The following is an 18,465-nucleotide window of genomic DNA, read 5'->3' on the forward strand; positions in this document are numbered from 1 at the left end:
TTTGAATGTGAAGGATTGAGGGAATGAAAAGGGGCTACGGGGTGGCGTTTTCCTGTTGTTCCAGGTTGGCGCGCAACTGCTGCGCCTGCTCGTCGGTCAGCTCGACCAAGGGTGGCCGCACGGTGCGCCATTCAGGGGTATCGGTTTGCCAGGCGATGGCCGCTTTCATGGCGGGAATCATGGGGAAGGCCTGGAACACGGCGCGGGTCTGGTTGATGCGTGCCTGTTGCGCCGGGGCCTCGGGCGCCTGCCACGACCGATACAGCCGCATGATTTCGGTGGGATTGACGTTGGCGGTGGCGGTAATGCACCCGGCGCCGCCCGCTTTCAGCGTATCGAGCAGCACGGTTTCGGTGCCGGCGAATACCTGGAAGCCTTCGGGCTGGAAGTGGCGGATCAGGGACGCCGTGTTGCTCCAGTCGCCGCCGCTGTCCTTGAGCCCGGCGACGATGCCGGGATACTGCTTGAGCAGCCGCTCGATGAGCGCATGGCTGATGCCTACCTGGCTGACGGGCGGGATGTGGTACAGATAGAGCCGCAGCCGCTCGTCGCCGACCCCTTCGACGACCTGCGCAAAATGCCGGAACAGGCCTTCATCGCTGACGCCTTTGTAGTAGAAGGGCGGCAGCATCAGTACGCCCGCGCAGCCCGATGCCACGGCATGGCGGGTCATCTCTATGGTTTCAGGCACGGAGCATGCGCCGGTTCCGGGCATCATGCGGTCGGCAGGCAGGCCGTTCTCGAGCAGGGCGTCAAGCAACTGGCGCTTTTCCGCCATGCTGAGCGAATTGGCCTCGGAGTTGGTGCCGAAAATGGCCAGCCCGACATCCTGCGACAGCAACTTGCGGCAGTGTTCCACGTAGCGTGGGATATGCGGCTTGAAGTCCGCCGAAAACGGCGTGAGCACGGGCGAGAATACACCGCTGAGGGCTGTGCGAGAGGTCATGAGATTTCCTTTTTCGGTCACTGTGCGGTTGTCGATGCGGCCGGATCAGCGGATGCTGGTCCAGCGTCCATACTTGGCCACGGCCGTTTCGTCGAAGCCGAAGCCCAGGCCGGGTTCCTGGTGCAGAATGACGCGGCCGTTTTTCTGGGACAACTGGCGGTCCACCAGGCGGCGGAAATTCAGCACTTGATCATCCCAGAAGAACTCGACGTAGCGGGCGTTGGGCGTGGCGGCGACCAGCGGCGCATGCAGGTCGTGGAACCAGTGGGGACACACCACGACGCCGTAGCTGGCTGCCGTGGCGGCAATGCGTTTCCACTCGGTGATGCCGCCGCAGACCGCGGCGTCGGTTTGCAGGATGCTGGCGGCTTGCTTGTCGAGCAGTTCTTTGTGATACCAGCGTCCATAACCGATTTCGGCGGTGGCAATGGGCAGGTGCGTCAGGCGGGCCAGCTTGGCGTGGCTGTCGATATCGTCGGGGCCGAAGGGTTCTTCAATGAAATAGGGTTCGTATTGCTCAAAGCGGCGGATGTATTGCATGGCCTGGGTCACGTCCTGCCAGGCATTGTTGCAGTCCATCATCAGCTCCACATCGGGGCCGATGGCCTCGCGGGCGGCCTTCAGGCGCGCTTCTTCTTCCTTGGGGGAGTGCCGGCCGGTTTTCATCTTGACGGCGCCGAAACCCAGCGCGACATAGCTGGCCATTTCCTCGCCCAGTTTTTCGGGCGTCTTGCCATCCAGGTAATAGCCGCCGCTGGCGTAGGCCGGCACGCTTTCCAGTTCCATGGCGCCCAGGAATTTATGCAGGGGCAGGCCCTGTGTTTTGGCATTCAGGTCCCACAAAGCGATGTCCAGTGCGCTCAGGGCACGCATGACGGTGCCTTGGCGGCCTTGCAGCAAGGCTTCCTGGTACATGGCCTGCCAAAGGCCCTCGACCCCGTACGAATCCTTGCCGATCAATACTTTGGCAAGCAGATGCTCCACCGCGGCGGTAAAGATAGGCCCGCCATCGCTGCCGATATAGCAAAAACCGATGCCCTCGACGCCGTCGGTGGACCTGACCTTGACCAGGCCGTAATGCCGCGTGCTGACGGTGCGATTGGAAAACGAGGTGACATGATCGAGGGGAACGGCTGCGGCGCAGACTTGGACCGATTCAATGACGGGCACAGTGAAAACTCCAGAAAGATACGGGGAGATGCCAGGCGGTGAGCAGGCACCATGAGGCATGACGGAAAGCGTCATTATTTGTGCTTTATAAAGAAGGAACAACCCATGTAAAACTGCATTAGAATATGAAAAAACCGTCTTTTGACCAGATATGGGCCTGCCATGGATCTACGCTTTCTACAAACCTTTGTGCATGTGGCGGAACTGGGGTCGATTTCCGAGGCGGCGCGGTTCGAAGACCTGACGCCGGCGTCGGTGCAGCAACGCCTGCGGGCGCTGGATGCGTCCGTGGGCAGCCAGTTGCTCAGGCGCGCGGGCCGGACGGTACAGCCCACGGTGGCGGGGCGGCGCATACTGGATCAGGCCAGAAAGATTCTGAACGATGCGCGGGACCTGCGCTCAATGGCCTCCGACAACGAACTGCCCGCGGGCCCGCTGCATCTGGGCGCCACGCCTACGGCGCTGAACAGCATGGTCGCTGGTGCGCTGAAAACCTGGTTTGCGCAGCATCCCGATATCGAGGTCTACATCGAGCCCGGGTCGTCCAAGGCGCTTTATGCGCGGGTACTCGATGGCACCCTGGATGCCGCCATTCTGGTTCATCCCCAGTTCGACATTCCCAAGCATATGGCGCAGCAGATCATTCGCCACGAGCCCCTGGTGCTGGTGACGCCCGCCGGCCTGAACGTCGCGGATCCGCTCGAGGCGCTGACGCGCCAGCCCTATATCTGCTATGACCGCAGCGTGCTGGGCGGGAAGCTGGCCGATGACTATCTGCGCGAGCGGGGCCTCAGGCCCAAGACCCGGCTGGAACTCGATGGCATCGATGCCATCGGCAAGTTGGTCTCGGAAGGCTTGGGCGTGTCGCTGCTGCCTGATACGGGCACCTTGAATGAGGGGCCGGGGGGCGTCAAGAAATGGCCTCTGCCTGCTCCGGTCCCCTTGCGGTCGGTGGCGGTATTCTGGGCCCGCAGCGGCGCGCGGGCGCCCCTGGCGCAAGCGTTTGCACAACTGCTTGCGCCCATAGCGCCCCAGGCTGATTGAAGCCTATAAGGTCTTGTGCACTTCGTCCAGGGTCGTGGCGAAGCGGTCGACCATGTCGTGCACCTGGCTTTCCGTGATGATGAGCGGGGGGCAGAAGGCGATGCTGTCCTGAATCCCCCGTACCAGCAGGCCGTGTTCATGGGCCCGTTCATAGACAGCCGCGCCGACCGAGCCGAGCGGGTCAAAGGGCCGGCGGCTGCCCTTGTCGGCGACCAGTTCCACCGCGGCGATCAAGCCCGTGCCGCGCACTTCGCCGACCAGCGGGTGGTCGGCCAGCGCCCGTAGCGCCGTCTGTAATACCTGGCCTGTGCTCGCCGCGTTGTCGACCAGGCCTTTTTCCTGGATGATATTCAGATTCTCGATGGCCACGGCGGTGGCGACCGGGTGTCCGCTGGCGGTGTAGCCATGGCCGAAGGTGCCCAGTTCGCCGCTTTGCCGGGTGATGACCGCGTTGACCTTGTCGTTCAGCAGCACTGCGGCCAGGGGCAGGTAGGACGACGTGATCTGCTTGGAGAGCACCATGATGTCCGGCTGGATGCGATATTTTTCCGAGCCGAACAAGGTGCCCAGCCGGCCGAAGCCGGTGATGACTTCGTCGGCGATGATCAGCATGTCGTACTTGCGGCATACCGCCTGGATCTTGTCCCAATAGGTGTTGGGCGGCATGATGACCCCGCCGGCGCCCATGACCGGCTCGCCGATAAAGGCGGCGACGGTCTCGGGCCCCTCGCGCAGGATCAGCGCTTCAAGGTCGCTGGCCATGCGCGTGGCGAAATCCTCTTCGGTTTCGCCCGGGCGGCCTTCCCGGTAGTAGTGCGGGCAGGTCGTGTGTTTCATGGCGGGCAGCGGAAGATCGAAGCCGCGGTGGTTGGGCGCCAGGCCGGTCAGGCTGGCCGATGCGACGGTCACGCCGTGATAACCGCGATTACGTGCAATGATTTTCTTCTTCTCGGGGCGGTTCAGGGCATTGTTGTAGTACCACACCATCTTGATGACGGTGTCGTTGGCCTCGGAGCCCGAGTTCGTGAAGAAGGCCGTGCTCATTTGCCCGTTTGTACATTGGACCAGGCGTTCGGCCAATTCAATGGATGGCGTATGCGTCTTGTGGGTGAAGGTGTGATAGAAGGGCAGCTTCTGCATCTGGCGCTGCGCCGCGTCGACCAGGCGTTGTTCGTTGAAGCCGACCGCGACGCTCCATAAGCCCGCCATGCCTTCTATGTACTGCTTGCCCTGGTCGTCGAAGACGTAAATGCCTTCGCCCCGCTCGATGATGCGCGGGCCGATCTGGCTATGCTTGACGGCATTGGTGTAGGGGTGAAGCTGGTACGTGATATCGCGCTGTTGCGCCGGGCTCAAGCTTGTCATGGGAATCCTTCGGGGTTTTTAGATAAGGGCTTCAATCAGGAACGGACCCTTGCGGGATATGGCGGCGCGCAGCATGTCGATGAACGCATTCAGATCGGTTGCGCGGGCCGCCTCGACCCCAGCCGCCTGGGCCATGTGCACCCAGTCGAAGGCGGGCTGATCCAGGTCCAGCATGCGCCGGGCATTGCGGCCGGGTTCGCCCGCGCCCACCATTTTCAGCTCATTGTGCAAGATGGCGTAGCTGCGGTTGGCAAAAATAATGGTGATGACATCAAGCTGCTCGCGCGCCTGCGTCCACAAGGCTTGCGGGGTATACATGCCGCTGCCATCGGCTTGCATCAGAATGACTTTCCGGTCGGGGCAGGCCACTGACGCGCCAGTGGCCAACGGAATGCCTATGCCGATGGCGCCGCCCGTGATCTGCAGAAAGTCATGGGGCGCGGCCCCGAAGGTGGACTTGAACGAGTCCCGGCCGGAACTGACGGACTCATCGCAGATGATGGCGTTCTCGGGACTGAGCACGCCTATGGCCTGGATGATAGAGGCGGCGTTCAAGGCGCCGGTGGGCAGCGTGGTGGCATTGCGCTCGGCCGTCAGGGCAGCGTCTGGCTTGCCGGCGCCGACGGCATCGGCCAGTTCTTGCAGCGCCTGCGGCAAATCGTTGTCCGGCTGGGTCAGCGGGATGACCTGGCAGGCTTCCGGAATGAGCACGCTGGGCTTGTTCGGGTAAGCGAAGAAAGCCACCGGTACGCGCGCGCCGACCAGGACCAGTTGCTCGGCGTCTTCCAGCGCCTTCAAGGCCAGGTCCACGCTGAAGGGGACGCGATCGATCATGACGCGTCCTGCGCCCCGCTCGATACGGCTGTTGGATTGCTGCGCCATCAGGCGGGCGCCGGTCTTGGCGGCAATGCGGCTGGCGGTTTCCAGGGCCTGGCCGCGCAGCGCCTTGCCCGAGAGCAGCATGACGGTCTTGCGTCCGTTGCGCAGTGCCGCGCACGCCGCTTGCAAGGCTTGCGGGTCGAGTGCGGCCGGCGTGGCGGGGGTTGCGCGTTGGATGGCCCGGGGGGCATCCGTCCATGCGGCATCGGCGGGCAGGATCAAGGTGGAGATGCCGCCCGGGTTCCGGCGGGCCGCTTCGATGGCCGACGCCGCGGCGGGCGAGACATCGGCGGCCGATTCGATCCGATGCAGCCAGTCCGACATGGGCCTGGCCAGGCTTTCGATATCGCTGGTCAGCGGCGCGTCGTACTGGATATGGTGGGTGGCGTGCTCGCCCACAATGTTGATCATGGGGGTCTGCGCCCGGCGCGCGTTGTGAAGATTGGCCAGGCCGTTGGCCAGGCCCGGCCCCAGATGCAGCAGGGTTGCGGCGGGTTTGTCGGCCATGCGCCCGTAGCCGTCGGCGGCGCCGGTGACGACACCTTCGAACAGCCCCAGGATGCAGCGCATCTGGGGCTTCTGGTCGAGCGCCGCGACGAAATGCATTTCCGATGTGCCGGGGTTGGCAAAGCACACATCGACATCGTTGGCCAATAAGGTGTCGCAAAGACTATCTGCACCGTTCATGAGTGAAACCTTTAAAGCAGGCGTTCAAGAAGGAACGCATTAAGAAAAAAACAGACCGGCTACTGCGTGGTGATATGACGGTCTTTGATGAGTTGGCTCCAGCGTTCGCGCTCTTTGGCCTCGAAGGCCTTGAGTTCATCGCCGGCCAGCGTGCCGGCCTGCGCGCCCAGCGTCACGAACTTGGCTTGCAGGTCTTTGCTGTCCAAGGCCTGCCGGGCAGAGGCTATCAGCCTGTCGACGGCTTCTGCGGGCGTCCCCTTTGGCGCATACAGCGCAAACCAGGCGGTCACGTCCACATTCTTCAGGCCGCTTTCGGCCACAGTGGGAATATCGGGGATGGAGGGGGAGCGCTCGGCCGAGGTGATGGCGATACCCCGCACTTTGGAGCCGTCCTTGATCTGGGCCAGTGTACTGGGCAGATTGTCCATCAGCACGTCCACCTGGCCGCCGATGAGCGCCGGCATCGAGCCCGACACACCCTTGAACGGAACGTGCAGCATCTCGATCCCGGCCGCTTGCTCCAGATACGCGCCGGTCAGGTGCACCGACGATCCGACGCCCGGCGACGCGTAACTGAGCTTCTTGTCGGTCGCGGCCTTGGCCGCGGCGATCAGGTCGTCCATGGTCTTGATCTTGGACTGCGCATTGACGGCGATGATGTTCGGTGTAGTCAGGACCAGCGCGATCGGAACGAAATCCTGCTCGGGATCGAAAGGCATGTCTTTGTACAGATACTGATTGATCGCCTGGGTGCCGATGGTGCCCATGCCTATTGTGTAGCCGTCGGGCTTGGCGCGCGCCACGTAACCCATGCCCACGCTGCCGCCCGCGCCCGCGCGGTTCTCGACCACAATGGATTGGCCCAGATTGGCTTCCATGGCGTGGGCGATGGTACGCGCGGCAATGTCGGTGGTGCCGGCGGGCGGATAGGGCACCACCAATGTGATGGGCCGCTCTGGAAAGCCGGCCGCCTGTGTTGCCGCCGCGGCGACCAGGGCGGCGATGCCGGCGCAGGCATATCGGGCCAGCGTATTGTGAAGGCGCTTGCGTGTGATCATGGTGTCTCCTTTGGTGTGCTTATTGATGTGATGTCAGTACCCGACGGCCTGCCCGTCCCTGCGCGGATCCGAGGCGGCGATATAACCGCCATGCTCTTGCCTAAGTATGATCTGCGCCGCCCCAAAGTCAAGGCTGTCCGGGTTTTGCAGGTCTGTGCGGTGGCCGCCCGCCTGCAGCGCCGAGACCACATCGGCCGGTGTGTGCGCCTCGAGCATGATACGCGGGCCGGATTCGACCCGGAAGCGGGGCGCGTCCACGGCGGCTTGCGGGTTGCGGCCCAAGTCGATCAATTGCTGCATCATCTGGACATGGCCTTGCGCCTGCATATTGCCGCCCATGACGCCGAAGCTGGCAAATGGCTTGCCCTGGCGGGTGATGAAGGCGGGGATGATGGTATGCATGGGACGCTTGCCCGGGGCGACCTGGTTTCTGTGCCCCGGTTTCAGCGAAAAGCCGCGCCCGCGGTTGTGCAGCGCTATGCCGGTGTCCGGAACCGCCACGCCCGATCCGAAACCCTGGTAGTTGGATTGGATGAACGACACCATCATGCCGCTGCTGTCAGCGGCGGTCAGGTAAACCGTTCCGCCCTGTCCGGGCAGGCCCGCGGCGGGCGTGCCGGCGGTGGCCGGGTCGATCAGTGCCGCCCGGCTGCGCAGGTAGGCCGGATCCAGCAGGCGTTCTGCGAGGTCGTCCATGCTGGCCGGGTCGCCGACATGTTCATGCAGGTCGGCGAAGGCCAGCTTGAGCGCTTCGGCGGGAAGATGAAAAAGATCCAGCGGCTGGCCGTGCCTGGGGGGATCGAAGGTGTCGAGCATGCCCAGCGCCATCAGGGCGGCAATGCCCTGGCCGTTGGGCGGAATTTCGTGCAGCATGTATTCGCCGCGATAAGACATGGACAGCGGCTTGACCCATTCGCAGGTATGGGCGGCCAGGTCGGCCGCCGTCAGGGCGCCGCCCGTGCGCGCGGCAAAGGCGGCAATCTTGTCCGCCAGCTCGCCCTCGTAGAAATCGCGGCCCAGGCTGCCGGCGATACGTTCAAGCGTGCGGGCCTGCGCGGCGCAGCGCCAGATATCGCCGGCTCGGGGCGGGGCGCCGCCGATCAGAAAGGTGTCGGCATAGCCGGGCTGGTCTTTCAGGCGGGGGGCTTGCTGGGCCCACTGCCGGGCGATGATGGGCGACACGGCGAAACCGTTTTCGGCGTAGGCGATGGCGGGCTCGAACAGGGCGGCGAAGGGCAGCTTGCCGAAGCGGCCTGACAGTTCGGCCCATCCGGCCACTTGGCCGGGCACCGTGACGGTATCCCAGCCCAACTCGGGCATGGCGTCCAGGCCGGCAAAGCGCTCCGGTGTCCAGGCTTGCGGCGCGCGTCCGGAGGCATTCAAGCCGTGCAACTGCCCTTGATCCCATACCAAGGCGAAGGCGTCGCCGCCCAGGCCGTTCATGACCGGTTCGACCACCGTGAGCGTGATGGCCGCGGCCAGGGCGGCGTCCACCGCGTTGCCGCCCGCCAGCAACATGCGCAGGCCGGCCTGCGCCGCCAGGGGTTGCGATGTGCTGACCACATTGGCCGCCAGCACCGGGATGCGTTGACTTGAGTGGGGGAAGGCCCAGAATGGATTGTTTGACACGGCGGACTCTTGTGAAGGATGAAAGATGCTTACTGAACGACGATGCCCGCACGCTTGACGAGCGACTCGATGATGGGCCGTTCAGTCTGAATTTGCCGGGTCAATGCTTCTGCCGAGCCGTCGCCGGGCTCGATGCCCATGGTGAGCAGGCGCTGGCGGATTGACTCGTCCTTAAGGGCGGCCTGCAGCGCTTCGCGCAGGGTGGCTGTGACGTCGGAAGGCGTGCCGGGGGGCGCGACCAGGGTGAACCATGCGGTCATTTCAAAACCTGCGTACCCGGCTTCGCTGACAGTGGGGAGCTTGGGCAGGGAGGTCAGGCGGTTCTTGCTGGTGATGGCCACCACGTCGACCTTGCCGGCGTCCACCTGCGGCATGCCGGTCGAGACCATGTCGAAGAAGACATCGACATCGCCGTTGATCAATTGCGGCAGGGCCTGGGTCGAGCCCTTGAAGGGCACATGCAGCATTTTTATATCGGCCAACTGCTGGAAATACTCCGCCGCCAAGTGTGACGACGTGCCTGCGCCGAACGACGCGATGCTCAGGGAATCGGGCTGCTTCTTGGCGTAGCCCACGACATCGGCCACGGACTTGAATTCATGCTTTTTGGCGGCAAGCAGCACCATGGGACCGATGCCTATCATCCCGATGGGCGCAAAAGCATCGGGATCGTAGGACAGGGTCTTGTACAGATAGCGGTTGGTGACCAGCGTGGAGTTGGTGGCCAGCAGGATGGTGTAGCCATCGGGGTTCGCACGCGCTGCATAGGAGGCGCCAATGGTCGTGGCCGCCCCCGCGCGGTTTTCCACAATAAGCGATTGCCCCAGCGTTTTGCCCATGTGTTCCGTCAGGACTCGGGTCAAGGCATCGGTTGCGCCGCCGGCGGGAAATGGCGTCACGACCGTTATGGCGCGGTCTGGGAAGCCTGCCGCGGAGGCGACGCCGACGAGGCTGCTGAGCAGGGTTGCTGCGAGAAGGCGGGTGCCCGTTTTAAACATGCTTGTCTCCTGGGGGATAGGGGGTGCTGCAGGATTTATCTGTACAAAAATTTTAAATTCCGTACAATGGAATTCAATTCCTTTTGTTGTTTTCAATATAAGAGTTTCAAGCGCTAAATGCAAACCTTTTCCGGCCGTTCCAATGCCTCCGAACCCATAGCGCAAGACCCGCAAGCGCCCAGGCGACCGGCCCGGCGCAAGCGCCAGCCTGATCAGGCCGGCGCGTCGTCGCCCAACTTTGTCGACGCCTTGGCGCGCGGCTTGCAGGTGATGCGGTGTTTTGATCCCGGGGTAGCGTCGTTAGGCAATCTCGAGCTTTCTGAACGCACGGGCCTAGCCAAATCGACCATCAGCCGCATCGTGTATACCTTGACCACGCTGGGATACTTGCGTTACCACCCGGACACGGGGCGCTATTCGCCCAGCTACGGCGTGCTGGCGCTGGGGTTTGGCTGCCTGGCCAACCAGGAAGTGCGCCAGCTTGCCCGGCCCTTGATGGAGACCCTTGCCCGGACGACGGGCGCTGCCGTGGCGCTGGGGGCGTTCGACGGCGAAGCCATGACCTATATAGAAGCGGTGCATGGGTCGTCGGCTTTGTATTTGCGTTTGCCGGTGGGCTATCGCGTCGGCATGAACAGCACCATGGGCCGGGCTTACCTGGCCAGCCTTCCGGCGCCGGAGCGCGCCCAGCTCCTGCAAACCCTGGAGCCCGGCCTATTGCCGCCCAGGATGGTGTCGAAAGCATGCCGGGAGTTCGAGGCCAGCGGATGCTGTTTCGGCGTCGGCGACTGGCAGCCGGGCATCCATGCCGCGGCCGCGCCTTTTGCCACCCTGACGGGCGAAGGTACGTTTGTGCTGAGTTGCGGCGGGCCTGCCAATATCTTGCCCGAGGCGCGCCTGAAAGCCGAGATTGCCGATAGCCTGAGCCAGATCGTCCATCAGCTTTCGCCACCGCTGTCCAGGCGCTGAGAGACCTCTATAATCACATCGTCGCCGAACAATTCTGGGGAGCCCGACATGAATATGAAATCCATGCTTTGCGCTGCTGCATTCACCGTATTGTCGAGTCCGGCCGCCGCGCACCACGGCTGGAGCGCTTACGATGCCGGCAAGGCGGTCAAGATAGAAGCGCCTCTGGTCGAGGTGCAGTATCGCAATCCTCATGCTGAAGTCGTCGTCGAGTATCAAGGCAATCGCTGGGACGTCATCCTGGCCCCGACGCGCCGCATGGAGTCCCGGGGGCTGCCCGACAAAGCCTTGACGGCGGGCAAGACCGTGATTATCGAAGGTTATCCGCGCCGGGACGGCGTCCACGAAATACGGGCCGAACGCATCACGGTCGATGGCAAGACCATCGAGCTGCGTTGACGGCTGCGGCATGGGCGTGACGGATGCCGGCTGCAAGGCTTGCTTGTGAATCCGGCTGATTGGGCTATCTGGCTGGAAGCTTCGCCCCTGGGCGGGTGGATGCGGACTTCGGCGTTTGCGTACCCGGCAGTCAATCTGCTGCATGTGCTGGGGCTGGTGTTGCTGCTGGGCGCCATGCTGTTGCTGGACTTGCGGCTGCTGGGCGTCGGGCGGCGCCTGCCAATGCCGGAAGTCTCCGCTTTGCTCACGCCCTTGGCCGCGGCCGGCTTGCTGATACTGCTGGGAACCGGTGCTCTGCTGTTTGCCGCCGATGCCGCCCCTTTGCTGCGGAACCCTTTGTTCATACCCAAGATGGCGTGCATTGCGCTGGGCGTGGTCAACGCAATCGCCTTCCGTTTTTTATGGGCGGGCCGCTTGGCCCGCTGGGACAGCACGCCGCCGCTGCGCGCCCGCCTGCAGGCGGGCGCATCGTTGCTGTTATGGGTGGCCGCCGCCTGCCTGGGGCGCTTGCTGGCGTATATGTGACGGCGCCCGCCACCGGGCCGCACAAGCGTGCGCGGATGCCCCCGAAGACTAGCGGCCGGGGATCAGCAAGCCTTTGGCAACGGCTTCGCGGGCAACAAAGGCTTCCAGTACGCGCGTGACATTGGGAAAGTCATTGATCCCTACCAGGTCGCCCGCCTCGTAAAAGCCGATCAGGTTGCGCACCCACGGCAAGGTCGCGATATCGGCAATCGTGTAGTCATCCCCCATGATCCACTGGCGGCCGGCCAGACGCTGGTCAAGCACGCCCAGCAGGCGTTTTGACTCGGCCACATAACGGTCGCGCGGGCGCTTGTCTTCATATTCCTTGCCGGCGAAGCGGTGGAAGAATCCCAACTGGCCGAACATCGGGCCAATACCGCCCATCTGGAACATCAGCCACTGAATGGTTTCATAGCGCCGCGCCAGTTGCTCGGGCATGAACTGCCCTGTCTTGTCGGCCAGGTAAATGAGGATGGCGCCGGACTCGAACAGCGCCAACGGCTTGCCGTCGGGACCGTTGGGGTCGAGCATGGCCGGAATTTTATTGTTCGGATTCAGCGACAGGAACTCGGGCGACGTCTGATCGTTGGTGTCGAAGCTGACCAGATGGGGTTCATACGGCAGGCCGGTTTCTTCCAGCATGATGGAGGCTTTCACCCCATTGGGGGTCGGCAGGGAATACAGCTGGATACGATCGGCATGCTGTGCAGGCCATTTCCGGGTAATGGGAAAAGCAGAAAGATCAGTCACTTTGCATCCTTTGAACAGAAGTAAGGCCCCGCCCCTTGAGTTACCGTGTTGCGGAGGGCTCTGGGGGCGCGACCGTGGCGTCTCCCTGGCCGCTGTCTTGCAGTGCCTGGGCGACGAAGCCCGATGCTTTCATCTCTTCGATGAAAGATTGCAGATAGGCGTGCGCCGCCCGCTGTCTGGCAGGCACGGCCATGGCCTGGCGAATCGCGGTGAAGTAACCCGGCAGCACTTTCAGCCCCGGCACTTGCCGGGCCGCCGCCTCTAGGGGCTGCCGCACACCGGCCGCGGCATCCAATGATTGGTCCAGAAACAGATCGACCGCGGCCGCCGACGTGCCGGCCCGTACAAGCTCGGCCTGCTTCAGTTCGCGGCTCAGGAACAGGTCGTAGGCCGCGCCTTTGCCGACGGCGATGCGCACGCCCTGCGCATCCAGGTCGGCCAGCACGCGAAAAGGGGCGTCTTCCCTGACCAGGTAAGTGCCTTCGATAATGACGTAGGGCGAGGTAAAGGCGACTTCTTGCGCACGCAAGGGGTCAATCGCCAGGAAGCCCACATCCCAGACGTCGTCTTTGGCGGCATCGACCACGTTGCCGGCACCGGTAAAGGCGATGAATTCGATATCCGCGTCAAGGCGCTGTGCCAGCGCCCGCGCCAAGGCGGCGGACACGCCTGCCGGTTCGCCCGCGGCATCTTTCTGGGCCAATACAGGATTGCCATAGTTGATGGCAACCCGCAGCTTGCCATGCGAGAGCAGGCTGCTGCGCGCATCGGATAGAGGTGTAGTCATGATGCTAATAATACCTTAAGCGGTTGGCGGGTCAGGCCGCTACATCGCCGCGTCGCGGCGGGGTATGGGTGGGGGTCTGGTCATCATCGTCGTGCGTGCGGGGCGGCAAGGGCGGCAAGCCTATCGCCCCGCGCACGCGTTGACAGTCCGGATTCGGCTCGCCGTGCTCAAGCCAGGGCGAAAACTCCCGGCACGGCGATGGACGCTGCTCGTAAATGGCGCAATGGATGCCTTCCCGGCCCAGTTCGCCACGCAGGGCGATGCAAGGCTTGCCGCCGTATTCCGTGCCTTTCATGCAGCCGCGCAAAGGGCTGACCTGTGTCACCAGCTCCGGCGGCACCGTCCCGCCGCTTTCGCCGGCGATTTCACCACAGTAGAACGACACCCGAAAATGCGCACAGCAGGCGCCGCAACTCAGGCAAGGGTTGTAAGCCGTGGTGTCATTGGCCGCCGCCGCGCGGCGCGACGGTATGGAGCCCGGGGGAAGCGGCTGCGCCTTGATGCCCGCCGCCGTGTTGGCGGGACTGCCTGGCCGGCTCGCACGGACATCCGCAATGGCGATGACACGGCGTTGCGCAGAAGGGTTGCGCGTGGGTTTCATGATGGGGCGGGGCCCTGTAAAAAAGCGGGAAGCAATTTTAAACCAAGTGCCGGGGAGGTTCAGCCGTCCGTTCTTCCGCCACTATGCATGGCGCATTCATGCGCTCATGCGGGGCCAGCCGTGTGTATCGATGATTTTTTTCGTTTACTTATCCGCGCGCGCCCACAGTCAGTTCGACCCCGATCAAAACGCCTCGATTGGAATAGATGAAGTTCCTGGACTTGACGGTGTACGTATCGGCCAGATGAGCTTCCGGCGCCAGGAAAATATGATCGCCAAGCACCGGCACGGGCGCCGACGCGGGGTGGGTCGTGTTGACGGTGATGCCGGTGATCGTGTCGGTCTCGATTTTGTACGCCAAGCGTAAATTGTCTGAATCCACAGTTACCTCCTGAGTGTTTTTGTGTTTGGATAACAGCTACATGGTGACGTTTTGCGCCGGCCCATGAAGGCGGTGTCTTTCGGGGGGCGGTCGCCCTGCACCTGACAGGGGGGTCAGGGCAGCGGGACAGCAACGAGTCCGATGACAGCGGCCAAGATGGTTTTCTTCATTTTTGGTATGGCGGTGACACGTCAGACCAAGTTAACGGCGTGGTTGTAAAAATATTTAGGGCTACGGTAAACCCGTTATACGAGTAAGCGGCTAGCAGAAGCGCGGTGAGCGATATGCCATCAATTTTTGCTTGAAACATCTCGCAGTGCGGCAACGAGCAGCTCGGCGGGTCGGGACAACGATCGTCCCGCCCGTCGCAAGATACCGATATATCGGTATAGAGGTGGGTTGCTGATCGAAATGCGCCGCAAGCGGCTTGTGTCTCCGCCGCGCACGACCAGCTCGGAGAGGATGGCTACCCCGAGTCCTTGTGCCGCCATCGCCATGATCGTCGAGTTATAGACAGCCTCATACGTTGCGGGTAGTGAAATTTTCTTCTTGTCGGCAGCGGCTTCAATGTGCATGCGGATGCTGCTTTCTCTAACGGGAAGAATGAGAGGGGGATCAGTTAAATCTTTTAGTGTCACCGTGTCGCGTGTCGTCCATGGGTAGTCCCGGGCGACGAAAGCGAAGAAGCGGTCAGTCATCAATTTTTCCCAGACTAACTCCTGATCACGTTTCACCGGGCTGCCAACACCAAAGTCAACGTCTCCGTTTCGGATCATATCGGTAAGACGAGCGGCAACGGTGTCCCGTATACGGACAGTGATACGAGGATAGTCGCGTTTTAGCCGATGTATGGCGTGGGGTAGCAGACCCGCAGCCAGTGAAGGCAAAGCGGCAACGGTCACCGTGCCGCGTTCTGGATCGCTTGTATCACGGGCGTAGGTGACGAGGTCTTCGATTTCGGCAACCAGGTGCTCAATCCGGGGAAAGAGTTCCAAGCCTTGAGGTGTCAAGCTTACGCTTCGACGGTTGCGATCGAACAGGCGCGTGCACAAATGCGTTTCAAGCTGCTGGATTTGTATGGTCAAAGCAGATTGCGAGATATTTAGCTCGTACGCGGCCCTAGTGAAATTGCCCAGGCGCGCGATAGCGAGAAACGCACGAAGTTGCTTGAGATCACCCAACATCATCGAAACTCCATTTCATGAGGACACAAACAAGTTATTTATTTTTTTAAAAACTCTATTCGTTTATTTGAATTTTACCAATTACATGCATCTCTGTATATTGTCGTGCAAGCACTTAACTAGGCCTATAACCAGGAACAAAAATGACGCGCTTTGTTAATAAGGTTGTTGTGGTGGGTGGAGGCACAATGGGTTGCGCAGTGGCGGCCATTTTCAACGTGGCCGGATGGACTGCCTACGTGGTTGAAACAGATGAATTGGTACGACTTGGGCTGCCAGGAAGAATCGATGCGGCTGCGCAAACTCTTGGAGCAAGTGGTCGTGAAATCCCGTCCATCATTTGCGGTGCGTTAGTGGATGTCGACTGGGCTGATGTTGATATTGTCATTGAATGTGTGTTCGAGGACCTCGCGCTTAAACAGGCGGTCTTTGCCGAAATCGAAGCCTTATGTCCGGCGCCGACCCCGTTGACAAGCAATTCATCAAGTTTCCCAATAGGCCAGATTGGGAAAGGTTTGGCGACGCAAAGCCGGATGCTTGGTCTGCATTTTTTTATGCCGGCCCATTTAGTGCCTGCCGTTGAGGTGATCAGTAGTCAAGCCTCTGACGAGCCGACCGCTGTGCGGGTCAGCGAGATCATGCGGGCAGTCGGAAAGAAGCCTATCCGGGTCAAGCGAGACATTCCAGGATTTCTGGCCAATCGGATTCAGCATGCATTGATGCGGGAAGCCATTGCCTTGGTCGAAGAGGATTTCGCGTCCCCAGAAGATGTCGATGCCGCGGTTCGTTATGGATTTGGATTTCGGTACATTGCCGCTGGCCCTCTATTGCAAAAAGACCTGGCGGGAATCGATATCCACTGCGCCGCGGCGGCGACCATGTATCCCTACTTACGTACCGATCAAGAGCCAAGTGCTCATATGCGCCAGTTGGTGGCCAATGGGCATATCGGTGTGAAGTCGGCATCATTGCGCGGCTTCTATCAATGGACCCCTGAGCAGGTAGCGGTTGAACAGAAACGGTATGAGGCAGCCTTACTCAAGGCCGCACGCATTCTTTCGGACGAAGAGGTTGGCCATTAACTGGCGCCCCATGGCGCATTCGGCATAGAAAACAAGAAAATGATCAGCATGCCGCGTACAACACGGATTCAAATTAGATAAAAAGAGGAGATCTAATGAAACGAGGCAAGAAGAAGGAGGAAAGGACATGAGTGGATCTGCTTCCTCACGCAATACATTCCGAAACTGGCAGCGAATAATGACGTCGGTCAACAATATCGCGGAAAAATGCGCAGGCCTTTTTCTTTTAGGCATGGTCATGTCCATTTCCATTTCCGTCTTTGCGCGGCTTCTGTACACCTATACCGGCATCCCTCTGTCTGTGCCATGGGCCGAAGAACTGGGCCGCTACATGATGGTCGGGAGCGTTTTCATTGGTGGCGCGGTCGCTGCATATTACCTGCGCCTGATTGGCGTCGATGTCTTTATCAGTGTGATTCCGGAACGTATTGCCCGTTGGCTGCGCTTTCTGTCTCACATCATGACATTGGTGCTCGCGCTGTTGCTCGTCTGGAAATCCACCCAATTGATTGGGCTCGGTTTAAGGCAATCGTCGCCTGCGATGGAGGTGCCCATGGCCTATGTTTATACATTGATGTGTATAGGATGCGTCCTCATGTGTGCAAATACCCTCACGCACGCAGTGAGAGAACTGCTGAATGTGCAATCGCCCCAGCAAGAATCGGCGGAAATCGAAGAGGCGATGGAAATCAAGCATAGTGTCGAGGGGGCATTATGATCGTTATTCTGAGTTTGTCATTCTTTTTAATTATGCTGGTTGGCGCGCCCATCATGACGGCATTGGGGCTGTCGGCGGCGCTTGCATTGCAGGCAGGCGAGCGTTCTCTTTTGATCGTGGTGCAGATGGCCTTCCAGTCGCTGGATTCGTTCAGCTTGATGGCGGTGCCTTTTTTCATACTTGCGGGCCACCTCATGCAATCGGGCGGCGTCGCACGGCGATTGGTCCAGTTGGCGAACGCCTTTGTCGGCTGGATTAGGGGAGGGCTTGGCGCCGTTGCCGTCTTGACGTCTTTGCTGTTTGCCACCGTGTCAGGATCATCCTCGGCGACAACCGCCGCAATCGGCTCTGTATTGATTCCGGAAATGGAGAAGAAAGGCTATCCGCGATCATTTGCTGCGTCTATTGCCGCGTCATCTGGCGAGCTGGGTGCCATTATTCCGCCTTCGATTCCAATGATCGTCTATGCGTTGACGGCCAATGTCTCTGTCGGATCCCTGTTCATCGCCGGAATCCTGCCTGGCATTCTGATCACCATTTCACTGATACTGACCGTCTGCGTGATCGCCCGCATCAAAGGCTTTGACGAAGTCAGCCCGATCAGTCTGAATGACTGGACTAAAGGGGTCTTGGTGGCCTTGCGGGATGCCACGCTTGCACTGATGATGCCTGTGATCATTTTGGGAGGAATATATGGCGGTTTGTTTACGGCCACCGAAGCTTCTTGTATCGCAGTTCTTTACGGTTTGTTCCTGGGGATGTTTGTTTACAAGGAAATAACGCTGAAGAATCTGCTTGGCATTTTTGCGCGGGCCGCAGTCATGTCGTCAATCATATTGTTGATTGTTGCTTTTGCTGCAGTGTTTGCGTATTTGCTGACGATTAATCAAGTACCGCAACGCGTAGCGGCCGCGCTTGGATCGATAACAACCAATCCGATTGTGTTCTTGCTGTTGGTGAACGCAATGTTGTTCATCGTTGGCATGTTTATCGAGGCATTGGCGGCCATCTTGATCATTGTGCCCATTCTGGCTCCGATCAGCGTGAGTTTCGGCATAGATCCCGTCCATTTTGGCATGATTGTCATTACGAATCTTGCTGTGGGCATGGTCACGCCACCGGTGGGTGTCAATCTGTTTGTGGTGTGTGAGGTTGCCCAACTGAAGATGCATCAACTGGCGCGGCATCTGGTGATTTTCCTTACGGTGCTCGTGATCGATATCTTGATTATCTCGTATGTTCCCGCACTCAGTACCTTTTTCTTATAGATCGAAACCATCAATCGGTTGTTT

Annotated in this window: 19 protein-coding genes; 7 read left to right on the forward strand and 12 right to left on the reverse strand. The window is 60.7% G+C overall.

Going from position 1 to position 18,465, the window contains the following annotated elements:
• Nucleotides 1-34: 34 nt before the first annotated feature.
• Both RE432_RS11320 and RE432_RS11325 read right to left on the reverse strand, forming a co-directional pair.
• Nucleotides 35-946, reverse strand: coding sequence for a dihydrodipicolinate synthase family protein (locus RE432_RS11320; RefSeq protein WP_310933515.1), 912 nt, complete (start codon nt 944-946; stop codon nt 35-37).
• A gap of 45 nt (nt 947-991) precedes the next feature.
• On the reverse strand, nt 992-2,116 hold the full coding sequence (locus RE432_RS11325) for a mandelate racemase/muconate lactonizing enzyme family protein (RefSeq protein ID WP_310933516.1): 1,125 nt from the start codon (nt 2,114-2,116) through the stop codon (nt 992-994).
• Between the two features lie 162 nt (nt 2,117-2,278).
• Between RE432_RS11325 and RE432_RS11330 the strand changes: the two genes are divergently transcribed.
• A complete protein-coding gene (locus RE432_RS11330; RefSeq protein ID WP_310933517.1) occupies nt 2,279-3,160 on the forward strand; it encodes a LysR family transcriptional regulator in 882 nt (293 codons plus the stop codon).
• Between the two features lie 3 nt (nt 3,161-3,163).
• Here RE432_RS11330 and RE432_RS11335 read toward each other — a convergent pair whose 3' ends face one another.
• Genes RE432_RS11335 through RE432_RS11355 form a run of 5 tightly spaced genes read right to left on the reverse strand, consistent with a single transcriptional unit; the run spans nt 3,164 to nt 9,776 of the window.
• Nucleotides 3,164-4,525, reverse strand: coding sequence for an aspartate aminotransferase family protein (locus RE432_RS11335; protein ID WP_310933518.1), 1,362 nt, complete (start codon nt 4,523-4,525; stop codon nt 3,164-3,166).
• Between the two features lie 18 nt (nt 4,526-4,543).
• The gene (locus tag RE432_RS11340) at nt 4,544-6,091 is read right to left on the reverse strand and encodes an acetolactate synthase large subunit (RefSeq protein WP_310933519.1); all 1,548 of its coding nucleotides are present in this window, start codon (nt 6,089-6,091) and stop codon (nt 4,544-4,546) included.
• A gap of 59 nt (nt 6,092-6,150) precedes the next feature.
• Entirely contained in the window at nt 6,151-7,149 is a 999-nt protein-coding gene (locus RE432_RS11345) for a tripartite tricarboxylate transporter substrate binding protein (RefSeq protein WP_310933520.1), read from the reverse strand.
• A gap of 33 nt (nt 7,150-7,182) precedes the next feature.
• Nucleotides 7,183-8,778, reverse strand: a complete 1,596-nt coding sequence (locus tag RE432_RS11350) for a gamma-glutamyltransferase family protein (RefSeq protein ID WP_310933521.1) — start codon at nt 8,776-8,778, stop codon at nt 7,183-7,185.
• Between the two features lie 29 nt (nt 8,779-8,807).
• A complete protein-coding gene (locus tag RE432_RS11355) occupies nt 8,808-9,776 on the reverse strand; it encodes a tripartite tricarboxylate transporter substrate binding protein (RefSeq protein ID WP_310933522.1) in 969 nt (322 codons plus the stop codon).
• Between the two features lie 117 nt (nt 9,777-9,893).
• Here RE432_RS11355 and RE432_RS11360 point away from each other — a divergent pair, with 117 nt between their 5' ends.
• The 3 genes from RE432_RS11360 to RE432_RS11370 are packed head-to-tail and all read left to right on the forward strand — an operon-like array spanning nt 9,894 to nt 11,669.
• Nucleotides 9,894-10,745: an IclR family transcriptional regulator gene (locus tag RE432_RS11360; protein WP_310933523.1), complete on the forward strand. Its 852-nt coding sequence runs from the start codon at nt 9,894-9,896 to the stop codon at nt 10,743-10,745.
• A gap of 48 nt (nt 10,746-10,793) precedes the next feature.
• The gene (locus tag RE432_RS11365; protein WP_310933524.1) at nt 10,794-11,144 is read left to right on the forward strand and encodes a DUF6152 family protein; all 351 of its coding nucleotides are present in this window, start codon (nt 10,794-10,796) and stop codon (nt 11,142-11,144) included.
• A 45-nt stretch (nt 11,145-11,189) separates the two neighbouring features.
• The gene (locus RE432_RS11370) at nt 11,190-11,669 is read left to right on the forward strand and encodes a DUF6644 family protein (RefSeq protein ID WP_310933525.1); all 480 of its coding nucleotides are present in this window, start codon (nt 11,190-11,192) and stop codon (nt 11,667-11,669) included.
• Between the two features lie 48 nt (nt 11,670-11,717).
• Here RE432_RS11370 and RE432_RS11375 read toward each other — a convergent pair whose 3' ends face one another.
• From RE432_RS11375 to RE432_RS11395, 5 genes are all read right to left on the reverse strand, one after another.
• Nucleotides 11,718-12,419 carry a glutathione S-transferase N-terminal domain-containing protein gene (locus RE432_RS11375; RefSeq protein ID WP_310933526.1) on the reverse strand — a complete coding sequence of 234 codons (702 nt, stop codon included), beginning with the start codon at nt 12,417-12,419 and terminating at the stop codon, nt 11,718-11,720.
• A 40-nt stretch (nt 12,420-12,459) separates the two neighbouring features.
• Complete coding sequence (locus RE432_RS11380; protein ID WP_310933527.1) at nt 12,460-13,206, reverse strand: transporter substrate-binding domain-containing protein; 747 nt, start codon at nt 13,204-13,206, stop codon at nt 12,460-12,462.
• A gap of 31 nt (nt 13,207-13,237) precedes the next feature.
• Nucleotides 13,238-13,807 (reverse strand): YkgJ family cysteine cluster protein, encoded by a 570-nt coding sequence (locus RE432_RS11385; RefSeq protein WP_310933528.1) that lies wholly within the window; start codon nt 13,805-13,807, stop codon nt 13,238-13,240.
• A 148-nt stretch (nt 13,808-13,955) separates the two neighbouring features.
• Nucleotides 13,956-14,189, reverse strand: coding sequence for a hypothetical protein (locus RE432_RS11390; RefSeq protein ID WP_310933529.1), 234 nt, complete (start codon nt 14,187-14,189; stop codon nt 13,956-13,958).
• 290 nt (nt 14,190-14,479) lie between these two features.
• Entirely contained in the window at nt 14,480-15,376 is an 897-nt protein-coding gene (locus RE432_RS11395) for a LysR family transcriptional regulator (RefSeq protein WP_310933530.1), read from the reverse strand.
• Nucleotides 15,377-15,516: 140 nt separating this feature from the next.
• Between RE432_RS11395 and RE432_RS11400 the strand changes: the two genes are divergently transcribed.
• The 3 genes from RE432_RS11400 (at nt 15,517) to RE432_RS11410 (ending at nt 18,441) form a co-directional block, all read left to right on the forward strand.
• Nucleotides 15,517-16,455 (forward strand): 3-hydroxyacyl-CoA dehydrogenase NAD-binding domain-containing protein, encoded by a 939-nt coding sequence (locus RE432_RS11400; protein ID WP_310933531.1) that lies wholly within the window; start codon nt 15,517-15,519, stop codon nt 16,453-16,455.
• Between the two features lie 127 nt (nt 16,456-16,582).
• A complete protein-coding gene (locus tag RE432_RS11405) occupies nt 16,583-17,173 on the forward strand; it encodes a TRAP transporter small permease (protein WP_310933532.1) in 591 nt (196 codons plus the stop codon).
• A complete protein-coding gene (locus tag RE432_RS11410; RefSeq protein ID WP_310933533.1) occupies nt 17,170-18,441 on the forward strand; it encodes a TRAP transporter large permease in 1,272 nt (423 codons plus the stop codon). The genes RE432_RS11405 and RE432_RS11410 overlap by 4 nt, the downstream gene beginning before the upstream one ends.
• Nucleotides 18,442-18,465: the final 24 nt, after the last annotated feature.

This window comes from Pusillimonas sp. SM2304, assembly GCF_031628915.1.
Classification (GTDB): Bacteria; Pseudomonadota; Gammaproteobacteria; order Burkholderiales; family Burkholderiaceae_B; genus Pusillimonas_C.